19 protein-coding genes and 1 pseudogene are annotated in these 21,936 nt (G+C 69.0%); 16 read left to right on the top strand and 4 right to left on the bottom strand.

What is annotated here, in order from left to right; all coding sequences use genetic code 11:
• From JFB92_RS09380 to JFB92_RS09315, 14 genes and pseudogenes are all read left to right on the top strand, one after another.
• On the top strand, positions 1-636 hold the full coding sequence (locus JFB92_RS09380; protein ID WP_199037365.1) for a NuoB/complex I 20 kDa subunit family protein: 636 nt from the start codon (positions 1-3) through the stop codon (positions 634-636).
• The gene (locus tag JFB92_RS09375) at positions 567-1,301 is read left to right on the top strand and encodes an NADH-quinone oxidoreductase subunit C (RefSeq protein WP_199037363.1); all 735 of its coding nucleotides are present in this window, start codon (positions 567-569) and stop codon (positions 1,299-1,301) included. The genes JFB92_RS09380 and JFB92_RS09375 overlap by 70 nt, the downstream gene beginning before the upstream one ends.
• On the top strand, positions 1,298-2,650 hold the full coding sequence (locus JFB92_RS09370) for an NADH-quinone oxidoreductase subunit D (RefSeq protein ID WP_307789082.1): 1,353 nt from the start codon (positions 1,298-1,300) through the stop codon (positions 2,648-2,650). The genes JFB92_RS09375 and JFB92_RS09370 overlap by 4 nt, the downstream gene beginning before the upstream one ends.
• Positions 2,647-3,333, top strand: a pseudogene (gene nuoE, locus JFB92_RS09365) (NADH-quinone oxidoreductase subunit NuoE); the annotation flags it as partial. The gene JFB92_RS09370 and the pseudogene nuoE, both read left to right, overlap by 4 nt.
• A 2-nt stretch (positions 3,334-3,335) precedes the next feature.
• Positions 3,336-4,670: an NADH-quinone oxidoreductase subunit NuoF gene (gene nuoF, locus JFB92_RS09360; RefSeq protein WP_307789081.1), complete on the top strand. Its 1,335-nt coding sequence runs from the start codon at positions 3,336-3,338 to the stop codon at positions 4,668-4,670.
• 1 nt (position 4,671) lies between these two features.
• Positions 4,672-7,131, top strand: a complete 2,460-nt coding sequence (locus JFB92_RS09355) for an NADH-quinone oxidoreductase subunit G (protein ID WP_199037359.1) — start codon at positions 4,672-4,674, stop codon at positions 7,129-7,131.
• A complete protein-coding gene (gene nuoH / locus JFB92_RS09350) occupies positions 7,128-8,438 on the top strand; it encodes an NADH-quinone oxidoreductase subunit NuoH (protein ID WP_199037357.1) in 1,311 nt (436 codons plus the stop codon). Before JFB92_RS09355 ends, nuoH begins: the two co-directional genes overlap by 4 nt.
• Positions 8,439-8,993 carry an NADH-quinone oxidoreductase subunit NuoI gene (gene nuoI, locus JFB92_RS09345; protein WP_199037356.1) on the top strand — a complete coding sequence of 185 codons (555 nt, stop codon included), beginning with the start codon at positions 8,439-8,441 and terminating at the stop codon, positions 8,991-8,993.
• On the top strand, positions 8,990-9,754 hold the full coding sequence (locus JFB92_RS09340) for an NADH-quinone oxidoreductase subunit J (protein ID WP_199037354.1): 765 nt from the start codon (positions 8,990-8,992) through the stop codon (positions 9,752-9,754). The genes nuoI and JFB92_RS09340 overlap by 4 nt, the downstream gene beginning before the upstream one ends.
• Positions 9,751-10,050, top strand: coding sequence for an NADH-quinone oxidoreductase subunit NuoK (gene nuoK, locus JFB92_RS09335; RefSeq protein ID WP_199037352.1), 300 nt, complete (start codon positions 9,751-9,753; stop codon positions 10,048-10,050). Before JFB92_RS09340 ends, nuoK begins: the two co-directional genes overlap by 4 nt.
• A gap of 10 nt (positions 10,051-10,060) precedes the next feature.
• A complete protein-coding gene (gene nuoL, locus JFB92_RS09330) occupies positions 10,061-11,962 on the top strand; it encodes an NADH-quinone oxidoreductase subunit L (protein ID WP_307789080.1) in 1,902 nt (633 codons plus the stop codon).
• A complete protein-coding gene (locus JFB92_RS09325) occupies positions 11,959-13,500 on the top strand; it encodes an NADH-quinone oxidoreductase subunit M (RefSeq protein WP_199037350.1) in 1,542 nt (513 codons plus the stop codon). The genes nuoL and JFB92_RS09325 overlap by 4 nt, the downstream gene beginning before the upstream one ends.
• Positions 13,493-15,031: an NADH-quinone oxidoreductase subunit NuoN gene (gene nuoN / locus JFB92_RS09320; RefSeq protein WP_199037348.1), complete on the top strand. Its 1,539-nt coding sequence runs from the start codon at positions 13,493-13,495 to the stop codon at positions 15,029-15,031. Before JFB92_RS09325 ends, nuoN begins: the two co-directional genes overlap by 8 nt.
• A gap of 273 nt (positions 15,032-15,304) precedes the next feature.
• A complete protein-coding gene (locus JFB92_RS09315) occupies positions 15,305-15,595 on the top strand; it encodes a hypothetical protein (RefSeq protein WP_199037346.1) in 291 nt (96 codons plus the stop codon).
• A gap of 121 nt (positions 15,596-15,716) precedes the next feature.
• Here the strand turns inward: JFB92_RS09315 and JFB92_RS09310 are convergent, their stop codons facing one another.
• Positions 15,717-16,367: a hypothetical protein gene (locus tag JFB92_RS09310; RefSeq protein WP_199037344.1), complete on the bottom strand. Its 651-nt coding sequence runs from the start codon at positions 16,365-16,367 to the stop codon at positions 15,717-15,719.
• Positions 16,368-16,476: 109 nt separating this feature from the next.
• On the opposite strand from JFB92_RS09310, the gene JFB92_RS09305 reads away from it, so the two are divergent.
• Together JFB92_RS09305 and JFB92_RS09300 are read left to right on the top strand one after the other, a co-directional pair.
• Positions 16,477-18,009, top strand: coding sequence for an MFS transporter (locus JFB92_RS09305; RefSeq protein WP_199037342.1), 1,533 nt, complete (start codon positions 16,477-16,479; stop codon positions 18,007-18,009).
• Positions 17,987-18,574: a TetR/AcrR family transcriptional regulator gene (locus JFB92_RS09300; protein WP_199037340.1), complete on the top strand. Its 588-nt coding sequence runs from the start codon at positions 17,987-17,989 to the stop codon at positions 18,572-18,574. Before JFB92_RS09305 ends, JFB92_RS09300 begins: the two co-directional genes overlap by 23 nt.
• A gap of 3 nt (positions 18,575-18,577) precedes the next feature.
• Here JFB92_RS09300 and JFB92_RS09295 read toward each other — a convergent pair whose 3' ends face one another.
• The 3 genes from JFB92_RS09295 to JFB92_RS09285 form a co-directional block, all read right to left on the bottom strand.
• Positions 18,578-19,174, bottom strand: a complete 597-nt coding sequence (locus JFB92_RS09295; protein ID WP_199037338.1) for a Uma2 family endonuclease — start codon at positions 19,172-19,174, stop codon at positions 18,578-18,580.
• A 73-nt stretch (positions 19,175-19,247) separates the two neighbouring features.
• Positions 19,248-20,243, bottom strand: coding sequence for a polyprenyl synthetase family protein (locus tag JFB92_RS09290; RefSeq protein ID WP_372451608.1), 996 nt, complete (start codon positions 20,241-20,243; stop codon positions 19,248-19,250).
• Positions 20,244-20,307: 64 nt separating this feature from the next.
• Complete coding sequence (locus JFB92_RS09285; protein ID WP_307789078.1) at positions 20,308-21,468, bottom strand: MFS transporter; 1,161 nt, start codon at positions 21,466-21,468, stop codon at positions 20,308-20,310.
• Positions 21,469-21,936 lie beyond the last annotated feature (468 nt).

Raw genomic sequence — 21,936 nt, 5'->3', positions numbered from 1 at the left:
ATGGGAATCGAAGAGAAACTGCCCCAAGGCATCATCCTCACCTCGGTCGAGGCCCTCGTCAACTGGACCCGCAAGGCCTCCATGTGGCCGGCCACGTTCGGCCTGGCCTGCTGCGCGATCGAGATGATGTCCACCGGCGCGGCCCGCTACGACACCGGCCGGTTCGGCATGGAGGTCTTCCGCGCCTCCCCCCGCCAGGCCGACCTGATGATCGTCGCAGGGCGCGTGTCCCAGAAGATGGCGCCGGTCCTGCGCCAGATCTACGACCAGATGGCCGCCCCCAAGTGGGTGCTGTCCATGGGCGTGTGCGCCACCAGCGGCGGCATGTTCAACAACTACGCGATCGTCCAGGGCGTCGACCATGTCGTGCCCGTCGACATGTACCTGCCCGGGTGCCCGCCGCGCCCGGAGATGCTGCTCGACGCCATCCTCAAGCTCCACGACAAGGTCCAGCACGAACCGCTGGGGGAGAAGCGCCGCGCCGCCCTCGCCGAGCTGCCCGAACCGGCCGTCAAGCCCGGCTCGATGCCCTCCTCCTACCGCTTCGACAAGCGCCGCAAGAAGGAATGGACCGAAGCGGTCGAGGCCGGCACCCAAGAGCAGCTCCGCATCAGGAAGGCGGTGGTCAAGCCGTGAGCGAAGGTGAAGTCCAGCCCGTCGGCATGGAGAAGGACCGCGGCCTGTTCGGCGTCGCCGGCACCGGCGACACCTCCGGGTTCGGGGGCCTGGTCCGCGCCACGCCGACCGGCGGCGAGGTCATCGCCACCCCCGAACCGCTCGGCGGCTACTTCGACCAGATCCTCGCCGCAGTCCGCGAAGGACTCGGCGACGAGATCGTGCGAGCCGCCGTCGTCGACCGCGACGAGCTGACCCTCCACATCGCGCCCGACAAGACCGCCGAGGTCTGCGGCCTCATGCGGGACGACGAGAGCCTCAAGTTCGAGCTGTGCAACTCGGTCTCGGGCGTGGACTACCCGGGCCGCCAGCACCGGCTCCACGTGGTCTACCACCTGACGTCCATGACCTACCGGCGCCGGGTGCGCCTGGAGACCGCCGTCGGGACCGACAACCCCGTCGTCACCAGCGTCACCGGCGTCTACCCGACCGCCGACTGGCAGGAGCGCGAGACCTACGACATGTTCGGCGTCGTCTTCGACGGCCATCCCCACCTGACCCGCATCCTCATGCCCGACGACTGGGAGGGCCATCCCCAGCGCAAGGACTACCCGCTGGGCGGCATCTCCGTCGAATACAAAGGCGCGCATATTCCGCCTCCAGATGAGAGGAGGGCCTACAAGTGACTGCCACCGACCACCCGCACGACGTCTTCGAGGCAGAGGACGCCTACGCCGCCGAGCGCGAGACCACCGAGGGCCGGGTCTACACCGTCACCGGGGGCGACTGGGACGAGATGGTCGCCTCGGTCGACCCGCTCAACGACGAACGCATCATCCTCAACCTCGGCCCCCAGCACCCCTCCACCCACGGGGTCCTCCGCCTGGTGTGCGAACTCGAAGGCGAGACCGTCCGGTCCGTCCGCCCCGTCGTCGGCTACCTCCACACCGGCATCGAGAAGAACCTCGAATACCGCACCTGGACGCAGGGCACCACGTTCGTCACCCGCGCCGACTACCTCGCGCCGGTCTTCAACGAGGTCGGGTACTGCCTGGCGGTCGAGCGGCTGCTCGACGTGACCGTGCCCGAGCGCGCGAACGTGATCCGCGTGATCATGATGGAGCTCAACCGCATCTCCAGTCACCTGGTCGCCCTCGCCACCATGGGCATGGAGCTGGGGGCCCTGTCGATGATGATCTACGGCTTCAGGGACCGCGAGAAGGTCCTCGACATCTTCGAGGCCGTCTCGGGCCTGCGCATGAACATGGCCTACGTCCGCCCCGGGGGCGTCGCCCAGGACATCCCCGACGACGCGGTGGCCATGATCCGCGACTTCATCGAGTACATGCCGACGGCCCTGGACGACTACGACGACCTGCTGACCGGCAACGCCATCTGGCAGGAACGCACGCAGGGCGTCGGCTACCTCGACGTCTCGGGATGCCTCGCCCTCGGCGTCACCGGACCGGTCCTCCGGTCGGCCGGGCTCGCCTGGGACCTGCGCAAGACCATGCCCTACTGCGGCTACGAGGACTACGACTTCGAGGTTCCCACCCACAACGGCGCCGACGCCTGGGCCCGCTACCTGATCCGGATCCAGGAAATCCGCGAGAGCCTGAGGATCATCGAGCAGGGCCTCGACCGGCTCGAGCCCGGCCCGGTCATGGTCGAGGACAAGAAGATCGCCTGGCCCGCCCAGCTCGCACTCGGCGCCGACGGCATGGGCAACAGCCTCAACCACATCCGGCACATCATGAGCCAGTCGATGGAGGCCCTCATCCACCACTTCAAACTCGTCACCGAGGGCTTCCGCGTCCCGGCCGGACAGGTCTACACCGCGATCGAGGCGCCCCGGGGAGAATTCGGCGTCCACGCCGTCTCCGACGGCGGGACCCGCCCCTTCCGCATCCACATGCGAGAACCGACTTTCGTGAATCTCCAGGCGCTGCCCGCCCTGGCCGAAGGCGGCCTGCTCGCCGACGTCATCGCCGGCGGCGCCTCGCTCGACCCCGTGATGGGAGGCTGCGACCGGTGAGCTACCCGGACAAGATCCACCAGCAGGCGGCCGAGATCATTGCCCGCTACCCCGAGGGCCGGTCCCGGTCGGCGCTGCTGCCGCTGCTGCACCTGGTGCAGTCGCACGACGGCTACGTCTCCGAGGACGGGATCGCCTTCTGCGCCGAGGCCCTGGACATCACCAAGGCCCAGGTGCAGGCCGTCTCGACCTTCTACACGATGTACAAGCGCGAACCGGCCGGCGACTGGCTGGTCAGCGTGTGCACCAACACCCTCTGCCACGCCAAGGGCGGGCAGAAGATCTTCGACGAGCTCTCCGGCGAGCTCAACGTCGGCCACGACGAGACCACCGCCGACGGCCAGATCACGCTCGAACACGCCGAATGCCTCGCCGCCTGCGACTACGCGCCCGTGGTCACGGTCAACTACGAGTTCTTCGACAACATGGACGAGGCCGGCGCCGTCGACCTGGTGCGCCAGCTCAAAGAGGGCAAGCGGCCGTTCCCGAGTCGAGGCGCGCCCCTGTGCACTCTCAAGGAGACGTCGGTCCAACTGGCCGGGTTCGACGACGAGCGCGAGGCCGCGCTCGAAGGCGACGCCCAAGGCGAGGCGACCCTCGCCGGGAACCGCCTCGCCGCCGAGGCCGGGATCACCGCGCCGCAGTTCGATCCGGACGCGCCGTTGGTCGAAAAAGAGGAAGCGAAGTGAGTCGAGCAACCGTGCCGAACCCGAGACGCCCCCGCGAAGACGTACTGTCCAAGCTCACGCCCGTGGTCACCAAGCGCTGGCTGTCCCCGGGCGCGTGGAAGATCGACGTGTACGAACAGCTCGACGGCTACCGGGCACTCCGCAAAGCCCTGCGCCACAACCCGGCCGACCTGATCGCCTTCATGAAGGAGTCCGGCCACCGCGGCCGCGGCGGCGCCGGCTTCCCGGTCGGCATGAAATGGCAGTTCGTGCCCGACGACGGCAACGACCACTACCTGGTCGTCAACGCCGACGAAGGCGAACCGGGCACCTGCAAGGACCTGCCGCTGATGATGAACGACCCGCACTCGGTCATCGAGGGCATCGCCATCGCCTCCTACGCCATCAAGGCCGACCGCGCGTTCGTGTACGTGCGCGGCGAAGCCGTCCACGCCGCCCGCCGCCTGCGCCACGCCGTGGCCGAGGCCAAAGCCGCCGGATACCTCGGCAAGGACATCCTCGGCTCCGGCTTCGACCTGGACATCGTCATCCACTCCGGCGCCGGCGCCTACATCTGCGGCGAGGAGACGGCCCTTCTGGACTCCCTCGAAGGACTGCGGGGCCAGCCGCGGCTGCGGCCGCCGTTCCCGGCCACGCACGGGCTCTACCAGAAGCCCACCTGCATCAACAACGTCGGCACCATCGCCGCCGTCCCGCACATCGTCCTCGGCGGCGCCGAATGGTGGAAGTCCCTCGGATCCGAGAACGCCGCCGGCACCATGATCTACTCCCTCTCCGGCCGCGTGGTCAACCCCGGCCAGTACGAATGCCGCCTCGGCACCACCCTGAGCGAACTGATCGAACTCGCCGGCGGCATGCAAGAGGGCCACGAACTCAAGTACTTCACACCCGGCGGGTCCTCGACCCCGCTCCTGACCGCCGAGCACCTGGACGTTCCGCTGGACTTCGACAACGTCGCCAAGGCCGGATCGATCCTCGGCACCACCGCGATCATGGTCTTCTCCGACCAGGACTGCCCGGTGCTCTCGTGCTGGCGGTGGCTGAAGTTCTACCAGCACGAATCCTGCGGCAAATGCACGCCGTGCCGCGAAGGCAACTACTGGATGGTCCGCGTCTACGAGCGCATCCTGTCCGGCGAAGGCGCCGAAAGCGACCTCAAACTCCTCGAGAACGCCTGCGGGAACCTCCTGGGCCGCGCCTTCTGCGGCCTCGGCGACGGCGCGACCTCATGCGTCACCTCGTCGCTCAAGTACTTCCGGCAGGACTACCTCGATTACATCGAGGGCACCAAGCCCCCGCTCTTCGACGCCGAACTGATCGGAGCGCACTGACATGACTGAGCAGGTCACGTTCACCATCGACGGCGTCGAGATCACCGTCCCCAAGGGCACCCTGGTGATCCGCGCCGCCGAGCAACTCGGCATCGAGATCCCCCGCTTCTGCGACCACCCCCTCCTGGAACCGGCCGGCGCCTGCCGCCAGTGCCTGGTCGAGGTCCCCGACATGGGCAACGGACGCGGCATGCCCAAGCCCGCCGCCTCCTGCACCACCACGGCCATGGAGGGCATGGTCGTCAAGACCCAGCACACCAGCGAAGTCGCCAAAGGGGCCCAGGAGGGGATCATGGAGTTCCTCCTGATCAACCACCCCCTGGACTGCCCCATCTGCGACAAGGGCGGCGAATGCCCCCTGCAGAACCAGGCCATGTCCGTCGGGCGCACCGAGACCCGAATGGAAGCGGCCGACAAGCGCACCTACAAGAAGGCCCTCCCGATCTCCTCCCAGGTGCTGCTCGACCGCGAACGCTGCGTCCTGTGCGCCCGCTGCACCCGCTTCTCCGACGAGATCGCCGGCGACCCCTTCATCGAACTGATGGAACGGTCCGCCCTCGAACAGGTCGGCATCTACGAAGACGAGCCGTTTGAGTCCTACTTCTCGGGCAACACCGTCCAGATCTGCCCGGTCGGCGCCCTCACCGGCACCCAGTACCGGTTCCGGTCCCGCCCGTTCGACCTCGTCTCCAGCCCCGGCGTCTGCGAGCACTGCGCCGCCGGATGCTCCCAGCGCACCGACCACCGCCGCGGCAAGGTCCTGCGCCGCCTCGCCGGCGACGACCCCGCCGTCAACGAGGAATGGAACTGCGACAAGGGCCGCTGGGCGTCCTCCTACGTCGACGCGGCCGACCGCGTCACCAAACCGCTGGTGCGCGAGGCCGACGGGAGCCTGCGCGAGGCATCCTGGCCCGAGGCGCTGCGCCGCGCCGCCGCCGGACTGGCCGAAGCCGGCGGCGTCGGCGTCCTGCCCGGCGGCCGCCTCACCGTCGAAGACGCCTACGCCTACGCCAAATTCTCCCGTATCGCCTTGGGCACCAACGACGTCGACTTCCGCTCCCGGCCCCACTCGACCGAGGAGTCGGAGTTCCTGGCCCACGCCGTCGCCGGCGTCTACCCCTCCAGCGGCGCGGTCACCTACGAAGACCTCGAGAACGCGCCGGTCGTCCTGGCCGCCGGCCTCGAAGTCGAAGAGGAATGCCCCATCGCGTTCCTGCGCATGAGGAAGGCCGTCCGCAAGAAGGGCCAGCGCGTCCACGTCCTGGCCCCCTTCGCGACCCGCGGCACCCGCAAACTGAACGCGAACCTCATCGAGGGCCTGCCCGGCGAAGAGGCCGAACTGCTCGACTCCTGGCGCTCCAGCGGAGCCGTCCACGACGCCCTGTCCGAAGACGGTTCCGTCATCCTCCTGGGCGAACGCCTCGCCACCGTCGAAGGCGCCTTCTCGGCGGCCGTCCGACTGGCCTCGGCCACCGGCGCCCGCATCGCGTGGGTGCCCCGCCGCGCCGGCGACCGCGGCGCCGTCGAAGCCGGATGCCTGCCCGGGCTCCTCCCCGGCGGCGGCCTGGCCGACTACGAGGCCGACCGCGAACAACTCGCCGACTACTGGGGAACCGACGCCCTGCCCGGCGCCGACGGACGCGGCGCCTGGCAGATCCTCCAAGCCGCCGCCGACGGCGAGATCGACGCGCTCCTGGTCGGCGGCGTCGACCCCTACGACTTCGCCGACGCCCCCGCCGTCGAGGCCGCCCTCTACGCCGCGCGCTTCGTCGTCTCCCTCGAACTGCGGCACTCGGCGGTCACCCGCGTGGCCGACGTGATCCTCCCGGTCGCGCCCGTCACCGACAAGGAAGGCGCCTACTTCGACTGGGAAGGACGCCTGCGAACCTTCGAGGCCGTCTTCGACTCCGAGCTGATGAGCGACCACCGGGTCCTGGACCTGATCGCCCAGGCCATGGGCACCCAGATCGGCCTCGGCGACACCCGTGCGGTCAGGGCCGAACTGGCCGGACTGCCCGACCCGATCACCCGCCAGCCCGCCCCCGACTGGCGGCCCGACACCCCGGCCCGCGCCGGGCTCGCCGCCGAGACGAAGTCGGGGCACAAGGCCGTCCTGGCGACCTGGCGGCAACTGCTCGACGGCGGCTCCCTCCAAGAGAACAACCCGCACCTGGCCGGCTGCGCCCCCGACCCGGTCGTGCGGCTCTCGGCCGCCACCGCCAAGGCCATCGGCGCGACCGAAGGCGGCGGCGTCACCGTCTCCACCGCCATCGGCGGCATCACCCTGCCGCTGGCGGTCACCGACATGCCCGAAGGCGTCGTGTGGCTGCCGACCAACGCGCCTGGCCGCGGCATCTTCCGCCACCTCGGCGCGAACGCCGGCGACGTCGTCGCGGTCCGCGCCTACCCGACCGTGCCCAAGCCCGCCGCCGGAGAAGACAAGGAGGCGGTCAGCCGATGAACGACCCGTTCTGGCTCATCGCGATCAAAGGCGTCGTCGTCTTCGTCGTGCTCGTCCTGCTGGTGCTGTTCACCATCTGGTACGAGCGCAGACTCGTCGCCGTCATGCAGGTGCGGCCCGGCCCCAACCGGAACGGGCCCTTCGGACTCCTGCAGTCCCTCGCCGACGGCCTCAAACTGGCCTTCAAAGAGGACATCCTGCCGCGCACCGCCGACAAATGGGTGTTCCTGGCCGCGCCCGCGATCGCCGTCACCTGCGCGTTCACCGCGTTCGCGGTGATCCCCTTCGGGCCCGAGGTCTCGGTGTTCGGCCGGACCACGGCCCTGCAGATGACCGACTTCGAAGTGAGCGTCCTGCTCATCCTCGCCACCAGCGCCCTCGGCGTCTACGGCATCGTCCTCGCCGGCTGGTCGTCCGGGTCCACCTACGCGCTGCTCGGCTCGCTCCGCGCGGCCGCGCAGGTCATCTCCTACGAGATCGCCCTCGGACTGGCCGTCCTCGGCGTGTTCTTCCAATCCCAGCTCCTGTCCACCGGCGGCATCGTCGACGCCCAGGCCGAAGGCATCCCGATGCAGCTCGGCGGCCTCGAGATCACCCTCCCCGGCTGGTACTTCCTGATCCTGGCGCCCAGCTTCGTCATCTTCGTCATCGCCATGGTCGGCGAGACCAACCGGGCCCCCTTCGACCTGCCCGAAGCCGAATCCGAGATCGTGGCCGGGTTCGCCACCGAATACTCCAGCCTCAAGTACGCCTCGTTCTTCCTGGCCGAGTACGTCAACATGGTCACCATGTCCGCCCTGTGCGTGACGCTGTTCCTCGGAGGCTGGGCCGCGCCCTTCCCCGACTCCTGGTGGCCCGCCGCCAACGAGGGCTGGCTGCCCCTGGTCTGGTTCTTCGGGAAGGTCCTGGCGTTCCTGTCCTTCTACGTCTGGCTGCGCGGCACCCTTCCGCGCTTCCGCTACGACCAGTTCATGCGCCTGGGCTGGAAGGTTCTCGTGCCCGTGAGCCTGGTGTGGATCCTCGTCCTCGCGGCTATGAACATCGGCCTCGACACCGGCAACGACCTGCCCACGCGCATCGCCTTCGCCGGAGGGGCCGCCATCGCCGTGATGGCCCTGATCTTCTTCTGGCCCACCCGCAAGCCCTACGAACCGCCCGAAGAACCCGACGCCGGGCTCGGCGGCTACCCCGTACCGCCGCTCGACCTCGTCGTCCCGCCCAACCCGCGGGGACTCACCGAACTCGAGCAGCGCGAGACTGCTGGCGCCATCGAAGGCGGCACCGACAAAGGCAAGGAGGAGGAATAGATGTCCACAGCCAAAGGCTTCGGCGTCACCTTCCGCCACATGTTCAAGCCCAAGGTGACGGTCGACTACCCTGAGAACCCGCCGAAGGTCCAGGCCCGCTACCACGGCAGGCACGTCCTCAACCGCCACCCCGACGGGCTCGAGAAGTGCATCGGCTGCGAACTGTGCGCCTGGGCGTGCCCGGCCGACGCCATCTACGTCGAAGGCGCCGAGAACACCGACACCGAGCGGTACTCACCCGGCGAGCGCTACGCCAAGACGTACCAGATCAACTACGCCCGCTGCATCTTCTGCGGGCTGTGCATCGAGGCCTGCCCGACCCGGTCGCTCACCATGAGCAACGAGTACGAACTCGCCCGCGACGACCGGCGCGACCTCATCTTCACCAAGGAAGAACTCCTCGCCCCCCTCACCGAGGACATGGAGCAGCCCCCGCACCCGATGCGGCTGGGCGACTCCGAGAAGGACTACTACGGCTCCGGGCCCGACAACCCCGGCCCCAGCTCCGGCGCCGAGTTCTCCCTCACCGAGATGCTCGAGAGGAGAAACCAGTGATCGCCGAGCTCGCCCAGACGGCCTCCACCGGTGAGACCGTCGCGTTCTGGATCCTCGCGCCGCTCGCAGTCGGCGGGGCCATCGGCCTCGTCCTCGCCCGCTCGGCCATCCACGCCGCGCTCATGCTCGCCCTCACCATGGTCACCCTCGCCGTCTTCTACATCATGCAGTCGGCGCCGTTCCTCGGCTTCGTCCAGATCATGGTCTACACCGGCGCGATCATGATGCTCTTCCTGTTCGTGCTCATGCTCTTCGGACGTGACTCCAGAGACTCCATGTTCGAAACCCTCCGAGGACAGCGGTTCCTGGCCGCCCTCCTCGGCGTCGGACTGGCAGCCCTGCTCACCTCCGGCCTCGCCCACGCCGTCACCGGACTCACCGTCGCCGGCGACCCCGCTCCGGGGCAGGGCAACGTCCCCGCCATCGCCGAAGAACTGTTCACCACCTACATCTTCCCGTTCGAGGTGGTCTCCGGCGTCCTCACCGTCGCCGCCGTCGGCGCGCTCATGTTCGCCCACGTCTCCCGCAGAGGCGAGGCCCGAAGCCAGAAGGAGTCCAGCCGCGAACGCTTCGCGCCCGGCAACTACCCCGGGCCCAAGCCCGGACCCGGCGTCTTCGCGACCTCCGACTCCACGGCCACGCCCGCGCTCCTGCCCGATGGGACCACCGCCGCCGAGAGCCTGTCCGAATACGTCCCGCCGCGGCAACTCACCGCCGTCGAGGCCGCACCCAAACCCACAGAAGGGAGAGAGGAGCGATGAGCCCGGAGCACTACCTCATACTCTCCGCCGCGCTGTTCACCATCGGCGCCATCGGAGTAATGGTGCGGCGCAACTCCATCGTCGTGTTCATGTGCATCGAGCTCATGCTCAACGCCGGAAACCTCGCCCTGGTCACCTTCTCCCGCACCACCGGCACCATCGACGGCCAGATCATGGCGTTCTTCGTCATGGCCGTCGCCGCCGCCGAAGTCGTGATCGGGCTCGCGATCATCATGGCGATCTACCGATCCCGACGCTCCGCCTCCGTCGACGACGCCAACCTCCTGAAGGCCTAGTGAGGACTCAGTGGACGAAGTGACCTACGCGCCCGCCACCGGGCTGCTCTCCTGGACCTGGCTGCTGATAGCCCTGCCCGCCGCCGGAGCCGCCATACTGCTCCTGACCGGCCGCAGATCCGACAGATGGGGACACTGGCTCGGCGTCGCCACCGTCGGCGGCGCCTTCGCGCTCGCCCTGGCCATGTTCAGCGGACTGTCCGGCCTCGACAACAAGACCGCCGCCACCGACCTGTTCACCTTCATCTCGGTCGGCGAGCTCGACATCCAGGCCAGCCTCCTGCTCGACCCGCTCAGCGGCGTCTTCACGCTCCTGATCACCGGCGTCGGATTCCTCATCCACGTCTACGCCGTCGGCTACATGGCCGAAGACGACGACAGGCGCAAATTCTTCGCCTACTTCAACCTCTTCGTCGCCGCCATGCTCATCCTCGTCCTCGGCGGCAACTACTTCATGACCTTCATCGGCTGGGAAGGGGTCGGCCTCGCCTCCTACCTCCTCATCGCCTTCTGGCAGGCCAAACCCTCCGCCGCCACCGCCGGCAAGAAGGCCTTCCTGACCAACCGCGTCGCCGACGTCGGCTTCCTGCTGGCCATGTTCGTCATGATCGGCGCCGTGGGAAGCCTCGACTTCGCCGAAGTCTTCAACGGCGCGGGCGAACTCTCCGACGGCATGGCCCTCGCGCTCGGACTGCTCCTCCTCGCCGCCGCCTGCGGCAAGAGCGGCCAATGGCCCTTCCAGACCTGGCTCCCCGACGCCATGGAAGGCCCCACCCCCGTCTCAGCGCTCATCCACGCCGCCACCATGGTCACCGCCGGCGTCTACCTCATCGCCCGCTCCAACCCGATCTTCAACCTCAACGAGACCGCCCAGACCGTCGTCGTCGCCATCGGCGCCCTCACCCTCCTGTTCGGCGCCATCGTCGGCTGCGCCAAGGACGACATCAAACGCGTCCTCGCCTGGTCCACCGTCTCCCAGATCGGCTACATGTTCCTCGCCGTCGGCCTCGGCGGCGGCGCCTACGCCCTCGGCATCATCCATCTGCTCGCCCACGGCTTCTTCAAAGCCGGCCTCTTCCTCGGCTCCGGCTCGGTCATGCACGCCATGAACGACCAGACCGACATCCGCCGCTTCGGCGGGCTGTGGCGCGTCATGCCCTGGACCTACGCGACCTTCGCCGCCGGATGGGTCGCCATCATCGGCCTGTTCCCCTTCAGCGGCTACTTCTCCAAGGACCCCATCATCGCCGCCGCCTTCGCCCGCGAAGGCTGGGAAGGCTGGGTCGCCGGCGGCGCCGCACTCCTCGGCGCCGCACTCACCGCCTTCTACATGACCAGGCTGTTCGTCCTCACCTTCCACGGACCCAAACGATGGACCGACGACGTCCACCCGCACGAGTCCCCGGCGATCATGACCGGCCCGCTCGTCCTGCTCGGCCTCGGCTCCCTCGCCGCCGGCGGACTCATGGCCACCCCCGTCGCCGAATGGCTCGTCCCCGTCTTCGGGGAACACGAAGAACACCACGGACACCTGACCCACATGCAGGCCACCATCGCCACCACCGCCGTGGTGATCCTCGGCGCCGCGCTCGCGATCCTGCTCTTCCGCGGCGGCACCGACGAAGTCCCGCGCGCCGCCGCCTGGCCCGTCCGACTCGCCCGAGCCGACCTCGGCGGCGAAGCGGTCAACCGCGGCCTGTTCGAACGACCCGGCCGCGTCGCCGCCGGAGCCTCGGTCGCCGTCGACGCCCGCGGCGTCGACGGCATCGTCAACGGCCTCTCCGCGGCCGTCGGCGGCACCTCCCGCAGGCTCGGGCGACTCCAGACCGGCTTCGTCCGCTCCTATGCCCTGTCCATACTGTCCGGCGCCGTCATCGTGGTGGCCGCGCTCATGGTTGTGGTGATCCAATGAACGAGCTTCCATTGCTCTCGGCACTGGTCGCAGTGCCCCTCATCGGAGCGATCATCGTCGCCTCGATGAGACGAGAACAGGCCAACGCCGCCAAATGGACGGCCCTCGGCTTCGCCGGCGCGGTCGCGCTCATCACCGTCGCCGTCGCCGCCGGCTTCGACTACGGCGCCGACGCCGAATGGCTCCAACTCACCGAGACCTACACCTGGATCGAAGCCTGGGACCTCAACCTGTCCTGGGGCGTCGACGGCATCGCCCTGCTCCTGGTCGCCCTCACCGCCGGGCTCACCCCCATCGCGATGCTCGCCGCCTGGCGGGACCTCGACGCCGTCCAGCGCTCCGTCCCGACCTTCTTCGCGCTCGTCCTCGCGCTCGAAGCGGCCATGCTCGCGACCTTCCTGGCCTCGAACGTGCTGCTGTTCTACTTCTTCTTCGAAGCGATGCTGGTGCCGATGTACTTCCTCATCGGCTCCTACGGCTCCGGGCCCCGCCGCCAGTACGCCGCCGTCAAGTTCTTCCTGTACTCCCTGCTCGGCGGCCTGCTCATGCTCGTGGCCGTCATCGGCCTGTGGGTGAACAACGGCGGCGTCTTCGACTGGCAGACCCTCGTCGCCTCCGAGCCGATGGAGGCCGGAACCCTCCAGAACTGGCTGTTCCTGGGCTTCTTCGTGGCCTTCGCGATCAAGGCGCCGTTCTTCCCGTTCCACACCTGGCTGCCCGACGCCGGCGGCGCCGCCCCGGCCGCCATCGCCGCGCTGCTGGTCGGCGTCATGGACAAGATCGGCACCTTCGCGATCCTGCGCTACTGCCTGCCGCTGTTCCCCGACGCGACCCGGACGTTCGCGCCGTGGGTGATCGGCATGAGCGTCATCGGCGTCATCTACGCCGCGCTGGTGGCCATCGGCCAGACCGACCTCAAACGCCTGGTCGCCTACACCTCGATCGCCCACTTCGGATTCATCGGCGTCGGCATCTTCGCCTTCACCTCCTCCTCGGCGACCGGCGCGATCCTCTACATGTTCAACCACGGACTGGCCACCGGCCTGCTGTTCATCGTGGTCGGGATGCTGGCGCTGCGCCGCGGGTCGTCGTCGATCGGCGACTACGGAGGAGCCGCGAAGACCCTCCCCCTCCTGGCTGGGGTGTTCCTCTTCGCGGGCCTCGCCTCGCTGTCGCTGCCCGGAACGGCCCCGTTCGTCTCCGAGTTCCTGGTCCTGCTGGGCACCTTCTCGGCCAACGAACCGGTCGCGGTCGTGGCCACCCTCGGCATCATCCTCGCCGCCGCCTACGTCCTGTGGATGTACCAGCGGACCATGCAGGGCACCCGCAACCCGGCCCTCGACGAGGTCCCGGCGATGAAGCGCGATCTGACCATCCGCGAAAAGGCCCTCGTGGCCCCGCTGGTGATCGCGATCCTCGGCTTCGGGTTCTACCCGCAGCCCCTGATCGACGCGGTCACACCCGCGGTGGACAACACCCTCCAGTTCGTCCAAGACGAGCCCGCCGAAGTTCCTGCCGCCGGAGATGCCAATGAGTGAGATGCACATAGACTGGGCCGGCCTGTCGCCCATGATCATCGTCTTCGCGGCGGCCTTCGTGGGCCTGCTGTTCGAAGCGGTCGTGCCCAAGACCAAGCGCCTCCCGGTCCAGGTGGCCCTGGCCATCGCGGCCCTGGCCGCGGCCTTCATCGCGGTCGCCGCCAACGCCGGCAAGAGCGCGACCGCCTTCAGCACCGGTGAGACCGACATCGGCTCGGTCGTCCTCGACGGCCCCGGACTGTTCCTCCAAGGCACCATCGCGATCCTGGCCCTGATCGCCGTCCTCCTGCTGGCCGAGCAGCGCACCACCAAGGGCGGCGACTTCGTCAACGAGGCCGCGGTCGTGGCCGACTCGGCCGCCGACGTGGCCCAGCGCCGCGAGCCCGGGGCGACGGAGATCTTCCCGCTCGCGCTGTTCGCCGTCGGCGGCATGATGATGTTCGTCGTCTCGGGCGACCTGCTGACCATGTTCGTGGCCCTGGAGATGCTGAGCCTGCCGCTGTACCTCCTGTGCGGCCTGGCCAAGCGCCGCCGGCTCATCTCCCAGGAGGCGGCCCTCAAGTACTTCCTGCTGGGCGCCTTCGCCTCGGCGTTCTTCGTCTACGGGATGGCGATGCTCTACGGCTTCGCCGGCACCATCGACCTGAACGGCATCAACCAGGCGGGCATCAGCTCCGGCGAGCCCCGCATCCTGCTCTACATCGGCGTCGGCATGCTCGCGGTCGCCCTGCTCTTCAAGGCCGCGGCCGTCCCCTTCCACATGTGGACCCCCGATGTCTACACCGGCGCCCCGACCCCGGTCACGGCCCTGATGGCCGGCTGCGTCAAGGTCGCCGCATTCGGCGGGCTCCTGCGGGTGTTCAACGTGGGGCTGGAGTCCTCGGCCTGGGACTGGCACATGATTCTGACCGTCATCGCCATCGCCACCATGATCGGCGGCGCGTTCTTTGCGGTCACCCAGCGCAACATCAAGCGCCTGCTGGCCTACAGCTCGATCGCCAACGCCGGATACCTCCTGATCGGCGTGATCGCCCTCGGCGACGCGGTCGGCCAGACCATGTTCTACCTGGCCGCCTACGGCTTCACCGTGATCGCGGCATTCGCGGTCGTGAGCCTGGTCCGCGACGGCGACAACGAGGCCACCGACCTGTCCCGCTGGGCCGGCCTCGGCAAGAACTCCCCGGGCACGGCCGTCATCTTCACGATCCTCATGCTCGCCCTGGCCGGCATCCCGTTCACCAGCGGGTTCACCGCCAAGTTCGGCCTCTTCAGCGCCGGCGTCGAGGCCGGCGAAGTCGGCCTGGTGGTCGTCGGGGTCATCTCCTCGGCGATCCTGGCCTTCCCGTACCTGCGGGTCGTGGTCCTCCTCTGGCTCAACGAACCGGCCCCGGACGCGCCGACGGTCAACCTCCCGAGCCCGATGGCCGGAACGGTCGTCGCCGCAGGCGTGGCGGCCACGATCCTCCTCGGTGTGGCCCCGGGATTCCTGCTTGACATCGCGAGCCAGGCCAGTACGTACATGGCGAACTGAGACACGAGACCGGAGCCGGGGCGGACCGTCAAGGCCCGTCGGCCCCGGCTCTCGGTTTTCAAGGCGAACCCGGCAACGAGTGCCGAAGTGGTGGGGATGGGTGCGACCCTGCACGGATCACGCATGAATTCCGCACGAGGCCTCCGTGGGGACGCTGCCCGCCGGGCAAACCCGTTTAGACTCCAAGTCCGTACGCAGTCACTTCCGGCATCGACGAGCATCGGAATGCCAAGATGTCCGGGCCAACAACCACACGAAATGAGAGGACGCACAATGCGTTCCCGTACACTACTTGCCCTTCCCGTCGGCCTCGGTGCCGTCGCACTCCTCGGCGCCTGCTCTTCGACCATCGAGGTCAGCGACCTCGAGGAGCAGGTCAACAACGCGGTCATCGGCGGCAGTGACGCCGACTGCGGCGATGAGAACGTCGAGCCGGAAGAGGGCATGACCCACACGTGCACCATCACCGCGGGCGGTGAGGAGTTCGAGGCCATCCTTCATTTCACTGAGGGCAATGACAACGAGTGGAACTTCGAAGTCGAGATCCCCGAACTCGACGGGTAGCGAATCGATGAAGTCGGGCCCGGCCGGACTCGGCCGGGCCCCACGTGTCTCCGACCCGTTCGCTTCGGACGCGGGCCGCAACCCGGATCGGCGGTACCTTGCCGAGCCCGCGGGCCACGGCCTATCGGGGCGATCCTGCCCCGGCCAGTTCCTTCGCCTCGACGGGAGTCTCGGGCTCCGCCTCTGCCGGCTCGGTGATCGCGAACCATTTCCTGGCCGGGCGGCTCGACAGGCACAGCAGCGACACCGCCGGCAGGGCCCCGCACACCACCAGCATCGCCGCCGCTCCTATGTAGAACTCGAGGCTGTCCGGGAAGGTCGCGAAGAACGCCCGCGCGGTGATCCAGACGTACATTCCGGCCGGGATCAGCGCCAGCGAGTACCAGGCCGCCCGCACTGCGCCGGCCTTCCGCCGTCCCAGTTGGACCGCCACCACCGGCAGCGAGACCGTCACCCACAGGGCCGTCAGCATCAGAATCCAGCGCTCGGCGCCGCCGCCGGTGATCACGTTCAGTGCGGTCTGGCTGCTCGGCGTCGCCGTGGTCGCGGCCACCAGGAAGTTCACGCCCAGCCAGTACAGGCCCACGATGGCCGCGAACTGCAACCAGATCAGGCACTGTGCCGTGAACACGGTCTTCGGTTTCGCGGTTGCGGCGTCGGTGCGGCTGGGGTGCACGGGGCTCCCTTCTCGGCGGGGCTCGGTGCTCCGGGAGGCGTCGTCGTCGCCGCTCAACGGGAACCGAGGTGGCGCTATGAACCATAGCGAATCCACCCAAGCCGCATCCTCGGCCGTTCGGTCAGAGGTGGCTTGACAGCGAAGATAATGATAGCTACTATCAAATGATAGTTACTATCAAAATGTCGGACCGGAATGAGGCGCCATGCAGACACTCTCTTCCTCCCGCCGTTGGGGCGCCATGCTCGCGCTGCTGCTCGGCCTCCTCGTCGTCGGGCTCGACGTCACGATCCTCAACGTCGCACTGCCGACCCTCGCGGTCGACCTCGGCGCCTCCACCGCCGAACTCCAGTGGATCGTCGACGCCTTCATCGTCGTGCTCGCGGCACTCCTGCTGCCCGCCGGCCTCCTCGGCGACCGCGTCGGACGCAAGAAGGTCCTCCTCGGGGGCCTGGCCGTGTTCCTGGTCGCCTGCGTCCTCGCCACCACCGCCGACAGCGTCGCCGTGCTCATCGCCGCCCGCGCACTGATGGGCGTCGGAGCGGCCGTCGTCCTCCCGGTCTCCATGGCCGTCGTCCCGAGTATGTTCTCCGGTGCCGAGCGCACCCGCGCGGTCGCCGTCCTCACCGCGGGCATGGCCATCGGCCTGCCGCTCGGCCCGCTCCTGGGCGGCTGGCTCCTCGAGCACTACTGGTGGGGCTCGGTCTTCCTCATCAACATCCCGCTGATCCTCGTCGGCCTGGCCGCCGTCGCCGTGCTCCTGCCCGAGTCGATCGACCGCCACGCCCCGCGCATCCAGCCGCTGCCGGCCGCGTGCGCCGTCGTCGGACTGGCCGCGTTCGTCTACGGGATCATCGAGGCGCCCGTCGAAGGCTGGCTCTCCGCGAGCACGCTCGTCGCGGGCCTGGGCGGCCTGCTCCTGCTGGCTGTGTTCGTCTCCACGCAGATGCGCGCCGCCGACCCGATGGTCGACCTGGGGCTGTTCCGGTCCCGCCCGTTCCTGTGGGGCTCGATCGTGGCCACCGCCGCCTCCCTGGTCCTGATGGGCTCGCTGTTCCTGGTCCCGCAGTACCTCCAGGTCGTCGAGGGCCACTCCGCGTTCGGGACCGGGCTGCGACTGCTGCCGATGATCGGCGGGCTCATGGTCGGCGGCCTCGCCAGCGAGCACCTCGCCGCGCGCCTGGGCTACCGCGCCACCGTCACCGGCGGGCTCGGCATGCTGGGCGCCGGCTGCCTGGTCGCGATGGCCACCGGGCCCGAGACCGGATACGGCCTGGCCGCGACCTGGCTCGCCGTCCTCGGGACCGGGCTCGGAATGTCGCTGGTCCCGGCGACCGACGCCGTCCTCGGCTCCCTGCCGCCGGAGCGGGCCGCGGTCGGCTCGGCGCTCATGCAGACCATGCGCCAGACCGGCGGGGCCATCGGCGTCGCCGTGCTCGGCTCGGTGTCCTCCACGGTCTACCTCGCGCGCCTGGACCTGCCCGAACTGCCCGCCGAGGCCGAGCGCGCCGCCGAGGACTCGGTCGCCGGAGCCGCGGCCGCGGCCGACGCCTTGGGCGCCCCCGAGGTGGCCGAAACGGCCTTCTCGGCGTTCACCGACGCGATGACGGTGGTCTTCCTCGGCTGCGCCGTCCTGGCCGGGGCCGTGAAGGTCGCGGCCGCGCTGAAGTTCCCCAAGCGGATCGAGCCCGCCGAGGACGAGGCACAATCGCAGCATGAACCGACCGGGACTGCGTGAGCGGAAGAAGATCGAGACCCTCCACCGGATGCAGGGGGAGGCCATGCGGCTGTTCGAGGAGCAGGGGTACGACGAGACCACGATCGAGCAGATCGCCGCGGCGGCCGGGGTCTCCCCCTCGACCTTCTACCGCTACTTCCCGACCAAGGAGGACGTGGTCGTCCAGGACGAGTACGACCCGATGATCGTGGCGGCCTTCCAGGACCAGCCCGAGGGCATGGCGCCGATCGAGGCGCTCAGGACCGCCCTGCGGGTGCTGTTCGGGCAGTTCACGCCCGAGGACATGGAGCGGGTCCGCAAACGCGTCGACATCATCGTCTCGGTCCCGGCCGTGCGCGCCCGCCAGGTCCAGCAGTCCGTCGCCACCGAGCGCCTGATCTCCGAGATGGTGGCCGAACGGACCGGGCGAGACGCGACCGACCTGGAGGTCCGGCATTTCGCGGCGGTGCTGGTCGCCTCCTGGACCGCCGGGGTGATCGCCTGGAGCGACGGCGGCCTGGGCGAGGACCTGATGACCATCATGGACCGGTGCCTGGACCACCTGGAGCGGGGTGTGCCGCTCTGACGGCTATTCGGCGAATGCCGCAGTGTCGAGTTCGAAGTCGAACGGGTCCGGGACGTGCACAGACTTGCCGAACTCAGTGGTCGTGCGAGTGCGGTAGCCGTGGTCCGATGGGTCGGAGTAAACGGTCAGTTCCCGCTTCTTCATATCGAAGAGCAGGTAGACCGGCACACCTGAGCGACCATAGACGTCGAGCTTGGAAGACAGGTCGTTGCGGCGGGTCGAGGGCGAGGTGAGTTCCCCGACCAGTGCAAGCGATTCAGACGGCGCGAACGGTGTGTCGTTCTCCGCCAGGTCGGGGTCGAACACATAGAGATCCGGGCCGAGCGCTCCATGCGCTGCCGGAAAGATGAACTTGAACGGCTCTCCCGAAACGTCGAAGCCGTCAGGCGCATGTGCTTCGAGTTGCAGGCGCACCGACTTCATCGGCTTGTAGTACGACCACCGCGAAAACGGAGACACGACGATGTTTCCCCCGAAGACCTCGACATTATGTCTCGGAGCTTCCATTTCGTCGGCGATGGACAGTTGCTCGCGGAACTCGTGTTCCGCCCCGTCATAAGCGTCCGTGTCGGTTTGGTTCCGTTCGAGGGCCATGACCATCTTCGCCTCCTCGGCAGCCTTGCGCCCGTGTCCGCGTACAAGCGAATCTTACCGGCAGTCCGTGGTAATCGGGTCAGGAGTCTCGTTCGGTCATGTAGTCGCAGACGTCCAGCAGCGCGCCTCGGGCCGGGCCCTCGGGGAGGGAGGCGGCCAGGTTCCGGGCGCGTTTGCGGTACTGGTCGAGCGTGGCTCTTGCCTCGTCGAGGGCGCTGGAGGCGCGCAGGAGGCGCAGGGCCTCGTCGAGCCGGTCCTCGGGGACCGGTCCGGCGACCAGGTCGCGCAGAGCCGCCTCGGCGGGGTCGGTTCCGGCGAGGGCGTAGAGGACCGGGAGGGTCGGGACGCCTTCGAGGAGGTCGGTGCCGGGGGTCTTGCCGGACTGGTCGGAGGCGATGTCGATGATGTCGTCGGAGAGTTGGAAGGCCACGCCGATGACTTCGCCGAACTCTTCGGCGACGGCGATGGTCGCGGCCTCGGCGCCGGCGAACCAGGCGCCGAACTTGGCGCAGGTGGCGATGAGGGAGCCGGTCTTCTCCGAGAGGATCTCCAGGTGCCATTCGACGGCGTCGATGCCTTCGGGGCGGGGCATGGTCTCGTTGATCTGGCCGCGGACCAGTCGCGCGAACGTGAGCGCCTGGGCGCGGACGGCCTCGGGGCCGAGTTCGGCCATGATCTGGGCGGCCTGGCTGAACAGGTAGTCGCCGGTGAGGATGGCCACGGAGTTGTCCCAGCGGGCGTTGGCGCTGGCCGCGCCGCGTCGGACGGCGGCCTCGTCCATGACGTCGTCGTGGTAGAGGGTGGCCAGGTGGGTCAGTTCGAGGGCCACGGCCGATTCGAGGATGCCGGGCCGGCCCGGGTCGCCCAGGTGGGAGCAGGCGAGGGTGAGCATCGGCCGGAACCGCTTGCCTCCGGCGTTGATCAGGTGCGATCCGGATTGGCGCAGCAGCGGCTGGTCGGTGTCGACGGCCTTGAGCAGGCGCTCCTCGACGGCTTCGAGCGACTCGCGGATGCGGTCGGCGAAGGATTCGTCGGTAAAGCGCAGGGCGGTCTGCGCGCTTCCGGTGGTCACCACAGGGTCACCTTATCCTGTGGCGGGCCGATTCTGCACGGGACGGGAAGCGGCAGTCGCGCGGCTCCTATCGGGCCGGTGCGGGCCGGACTCGGGACCCGATGAGGATCAGTGCCGCGGCCAGTGTCAGCCCGATGATCGAGCAGGTCCATCCGGTCGTCCAGCCGAAGTGGTCGACGATGAGGCCGAACGCGATCGGGCCGGCCGCCCCGCCGAGGAAGACGCCGGTCTGGGTGATGGAGGTGGCCGCCGCGGGCGTGTCGGGGTAGCGCTTGGCGATGCCGTAGTTGATCAGGCCCGGCCAGGCCCAGCCGAGCGCGAATCCGGCGGCGGTGCCGACCGGCAGCAGCCACGGCTCGCCGAACAGGAAGGTCGCGAGTCCGGCGGCGCCTCCGAGGAGCATGGCGGCGATGAGGCCGAACTCGCCGCCGCTTCTGCGGTCGGCGAGCGCGCCGAATCCGGTGCGGGCGATGACTCCGGCGAGGCCGCCGATGGTCAGGTTGATCCCGGCGAACGATTCGGAGGCGCCGGTGTGGACGGCGTATGTGGTCAGGAACGGTCCCAGTGCGGTGACGGAGGAGGCGCTGAGGAAGACCGCGGCGGCGAAGATCACGAGCCGCCGGTCGAGGACGCGGCCGTTGCCGTTCCTCGCCGGCCGCTGGATACGGCCCAGGCCGATGGTGGGGAGGAGGGCCAGCAGTGCCACCACCGCCGCGGCGCCGAAGGCCCACCGCCAGCCGAGGGTGAGGGCGATGGCTGGGACGCTGAGTCCGGCGAGCATGGTGCACAGCGGTATGGACGCCTGCTTGGCGCCGAACAGGAGGCCCTTGTGGCGGCCGGGCGCCCAGTCCGAGAGGATCGCGTTGGACGCCAGTTGGCCGAGTCCGTTGGCGGGGGCGGCGGCGAGCATGATCAGGATCAGGGTGAGCGGTTCGCGGGCGAGGAGGGCGACCGCGAGCATCGCGGCCGCGGCGAGGGCGACGGCAAGGCGGGCGACGGCGGGGGCGCCGTAGCGTTCGACCACGCGCCCGGCCGGGATGGCGGTGAGTCCGGCGGCGGCGAAGTAGATCCCGGAGACCAGGCCGATCTCCGAGGGCCGCATGTCGAGCTCGTCGGCGATCTGCACGGCGAGGCCGCCGAAGAGGAAGACCGGCATGACCGCGCCGACGCTGACGCTCAGCGCGGTCAAGATGGTCGAGGCGGTCTTCGGCGCGGCTCGGGTCGACACGGCGGCAACCGTACTCCCGTTGCTAGCCGGTCGGCCAGTCGGTGCCCGGTTCGCGGTCGCCCGGTGACGGTGTGTCGCGAGTTCGGGTGACATCGATTGACCGGGCCGCGCCTCGCGTGCGAGGCTGGATGCGTCCCCCGCCGAGGCGAGACGATGTCAGGGGTGCAGGGAAGGGCCCCGGGCCGCCGGGCGCGAACGAAGCGCGGCGGCTCTGGTGGGGAGAGCCGCCGCGCTTCGGTCTATGTGATGTTGTTAGCCGCGGCGGCGACATGAAGTTTGGTGGGGACTCGACGCCACCGCCGCGATACTGTGTTCGATACTCGACTTCCGTCGAGTCCCGAACGGTGCTGACTCTTAGATACTGCCCGCTGCCGCAGGTGGGCGCAAGCGGCGGTTGTTTATATAGTTAGACGGTTCGGGCCGCACGGCCAGGGGCGGTACCGGTCAAGCAGGCGGCAGACGGAGCGG

It is taken from the genome of Glycomyces salinus (genome assembly GCF_016428645.1).
Lineage (GTDB): Bacteria > Actinomycetota > Actinomycetes > Mycobacteriales > Micromonosporaceae > Glycomyces > Glycomyces salinus.
The sequence above is the reverse complement of the archived record's forward strand: the minus strand, read 5'-3'. Positions and strand labels throughout refer to the sequence as shown.

Bases quoted from the DNA above. Each gene is read 5' to 3' on its own strand.
- JFB92_RS09355 (WP_199037359.1), top strand. From the start codon at position 4,672: ATGACTGAGCAGGTCACGTTCACCATCGACGGCGTCGAGATCACCGTC.
- nuoI (WP_199037356.1), top strand. From the start codon at position 8,439: ATGTCCACAGCCAAAGGCTTCGGCGTCACCTTCCGCCACATGTTCAAG.
- JFB92_RS09380 (WP_199037365.1), top strand. From the start codon at position 1: ATGGGAATCGAAGAGAAACTGCCCCAAGGCATCATCCTCACCTCGGTC.
- JFB92_RS09325 (WP_199037350.1), top strand. From the start codon at position 11,959: ATGAACGAGCTTCCATTGCTCTCGGCACTGGTCGCAGTGCCCCTCATC.
- JFB92_RS09300 (WP_199037340.1), top strand. From the start codon at position 17,987: ATGAACCGACCGGGACTGCGTGAGCGGAAGAAGATCGAGACCCTCCAC.
- nuoH (WP_199037357.1), top strand. From the start codon at position 7,128: ATGAACGACCCGTTCTGGCTCATCGCGATCAAAGGCGTCGTCGTCTTC.
- JFB92_RS09305 (WP_199037342.1), top strand. From the start codon at position 16,477: ATGCAGACACTCTCTTCCTCCCGCCGTTGGGGCGCCATGCTCGCGCTG.
- JFB92_RS09375 (WP_199037363.1), top strand. From the start codon at position 567: ATGGACCGAAGCGGTCGAGGCCGGCACCCAAGAGCAGCTCCGCATCAG.
- nuoN (WP_199037348.1), top strand. From the start codon at position 13,493: ATGAGTGAGATGCACATAGACTGGGCCGGCCTGTCGCCCATGATCATC.
- JFB92_RS09295 (WP_199037338.1), bottom strand. From the start codon at position 19,174: ATGGTCATGGCCCTCGAACGGAACCAAACCGACACGGACGCTTATGAC.
- nuoK (WP_199037352.1), top strand. From the start codon at position 9,751: ATGAGCCCGGAGCACTACCTCATACTCTCCGCCGCGCTGTTCACCATC.
- JFB92_RS09315 (WP_199037346.1), top strand. From the start codon at position 15,305: ATGCGTTCCCGTACACTACTTGCCCTTCCCGTCGGCCTCGGTGCCGTC.